The following is a 2714-nucleotide window of genomic DNA, read 5'->3' as shown; positions in this document are numbered from 1 at the left end:
GATATCCCACCTTTAGGACCGGATTTAGTTGCACAATTATATAGATCTGTTTTATTAACATTGCTTATAACGCCGCTTGTTACTGTATAAACAGGAGTTCCCACTGAAGAATATATATCTTTTGCAGGATAATCGTGATGACTATATTTATCATGGTTATAATGATAACTCCCGCCAACAGGAAAACTATAACTACAATTAAGCAAAGAATCTAATTTCTCGTCACTTAATTCTTCATAATATCCCTCTGGTAAATTTAGATATTCTTCGTACAATCTTTCACAAGTTTTTGTAGTTCTTTGTTCCTCTAAGGTCTCATCTTCCCAACCTTCCCATCTCATAATACATCTTGCATATTTTTCAATTAAATAAGCATCGTTTTCATCAAAGCCGAGCCTTAAAAGTATTTCATAAAAATTATGAGAGTCACCCATTTCTTCAAGAACATCTTTAATGCTTATTAAATAGATAACACCATCTCCCAATATATTTTTATCATCTTTTTTATCATAAATAGTGCATGGTCTATACAGAGGTACTTTTCTATCCTCTATTCCCAATGATTTCATATAAGGGGTAGTTTTGATTAATTCAGGGGCTATCTCTGTATATTCAATATATTTATCAAAGGGCATCCTAAAAGCTCCCAAAAACATATAGTAATAACCCGTTTTTTCTTCATTATCATCTAATTCTGCCTGAACCCAGCCTCCCAATTTATTGTATTCACTCTTTTCTAAAAAAACTGCAATTTTTTCTATCATCCTTTCGCAATAAACCATCATATCTTCGCAATGATAATACTTCTCATTGTCATCAATTATTAATTCTCCGATACTTTTTCCATGTTCATCTGGTTCAAATTCAATATGATAATATTTCTTCTGCTCCTCTTCCCAAAAACTGAAATTTTTGTCCCAAAAAATAGAAAGGTCGTCCTGCCATATATACTCCTCTATATCTTTCAATTCATAGTATTCTTCAATTGAATATATGAACTGCCAGGGCAATTTATCGTCTAGAAAATATTGCAAATAATTATATTCTTCTACTTTTTCTTTTGACAAATTTCCGTATTCATTAGTTCCAGTAGAATAGCGGGGATTTATAATAACAACAAAAATTGAGGTTAAAAAATAAGGAACAAAAAGTAAAAATACTAAAGTAGTCATAATTAAGAAATCAAAATTATTTCTTATTTTTTCTATTAGCCTTTTTTTAGCTAATTCTTTAATTATTTTTGAAATTGCAGTAGCTATACTTGCACCAGCCATTCTATTGTAAAACTCCCATTTTTCTTAGTTTTTGAGGATTGGTCTCGTACAAAAATGCCTCATTTTCGCTAACTTCAAACTTAACAGCAGTCGCATATCTTCCTAAAAACAATATTCCCTCTCCAACATCTGCTTGAAGTAAAAAATTCACCATTTTGTCAGTTAAATTTTTAAATTTTTTTATATACTCAATTTCGCTTTCTTCTTGATGTAACAAAACCATACATTCAGCATTAGCAAGGATGGATCTTCCATAGGAATTTTCAATATAATCCCTAAAATTTTGACTGGTTGTACAAAAGGATATATTCAGAGACCTAGCTAGTCGTGCGAATCTGTCGCTCATTTTTGCTGAAAAATCATTTTCAAGAGTCGACCACATCTCATCGACAAAAACATGGGTTCTTTCTCTTTTCTCAAATGCTTTAGTCCATATTAAATCGTTTATTAGGTGAATTCCCAACATCTTGTCCTCCTGAGATAGAGAAGACAAATCAAAAACAATAAAATCACTATCTAGATTGACATTAGTGTAACCTGAGAACATGCTTTCTTTAGTTCCTATTCCTATAAACGGTCGTAATCTGTCGCTTAATTTATTAAGATCTTTGCTATTATCAATAGCATTTTTGTATATGTCAGTAAAAGTTGGCATATCTTTTTCTTCTCTTTGCTGGGATTCTTCAGTCTCATTAATTCCAAAATCATAATAGGCTTTCTTTATTCTGTGATTTAAAATCCCTTTTTCTTCAACAGTTATACCTTTTGCTAGTATCTCAATATAATTTATTAGTTTCTCAACATGCTGATTTAAAATCTTATCCCCTGTATAGCCTTTAGGCAATAAATCATACTGGGGCAATGAACATATGTTAATAGATACAGGTTCGCCTACGCCTATCTTTATGTAATCCCCGTTATACGCCTTACAACTTCTGTAAAAATCACCCTTAGTGGGGTCTATAATTATAACTTTATCTCCTAGTGCATAAGTCCTTGCAGCAAGCATATTCAATAAAAAAGTTTTCCCACCGCCAGTAGGACCAGCACAATGTATGTTATAATTCATAAACTCTGTAAAAATGTCGAAGTAAATAAGATCACCACTTGATAAGTCATATCCCCATAATATGGGCTTTCCCTTAAATTGAACAAAACTCCTATCAATAAATGGGAATAATTTCGCTGCACCTGGAGATCCTAAAATAGATGAATACCTATTTTCTAGTGTATTTTTGTTTAATGGAGAAATACTTTGATAAGCCTGCTTTGTGAGTAGAGATGCTGATCTAAATTTTATTCTACCCTTTCTTAGTATTGTTTGAACTGTCTCAATATCCTTTTTTAATTTATCTAATTCGTCTGATCTTAGATTAATATAGATAGTAATCATCATAGTGGATTCGTGCTGAAGTGCAATCTGTTGAGATTCTAAATCTT

Annotated in this window: 2 protein-coding genes; both read right to left on the bottom strand. The window is 31.6% G+C overall.

Features of this window, described 5'->3' with window-relative positions:
• Positions 1-1274, bottom strand: a 1274-nt coding sequence (locus KKC53_02365) for a hypothetical protein (GenBank protein MBU2598015.1), incomplete at its 3' end; no start/stop codon positions are given.
• A gap of 1 nt (position 1275) precedes the next feature.
• Positions 1276-2714: hypothetical protein (locus tag KKC53_02360; protein ID MBU2598014.1), on the bottom strand; the 1439-nt coding region annotated here is incomplete at its 5' end.

The organism is Actinomycetota bacterium (genome assembly GCA_018830725.1).
Classification (GTDB): Bacteria; Actinomycetota; Humimicrobiia; order JAHJRV01; family JAHJRV01; genus JAHJRV01.
The sequence above is the reverse complement of the archived record's forward strand: the minus strand, read 5'-3'. Positions and strand labels throughout refer to the sequence as shown.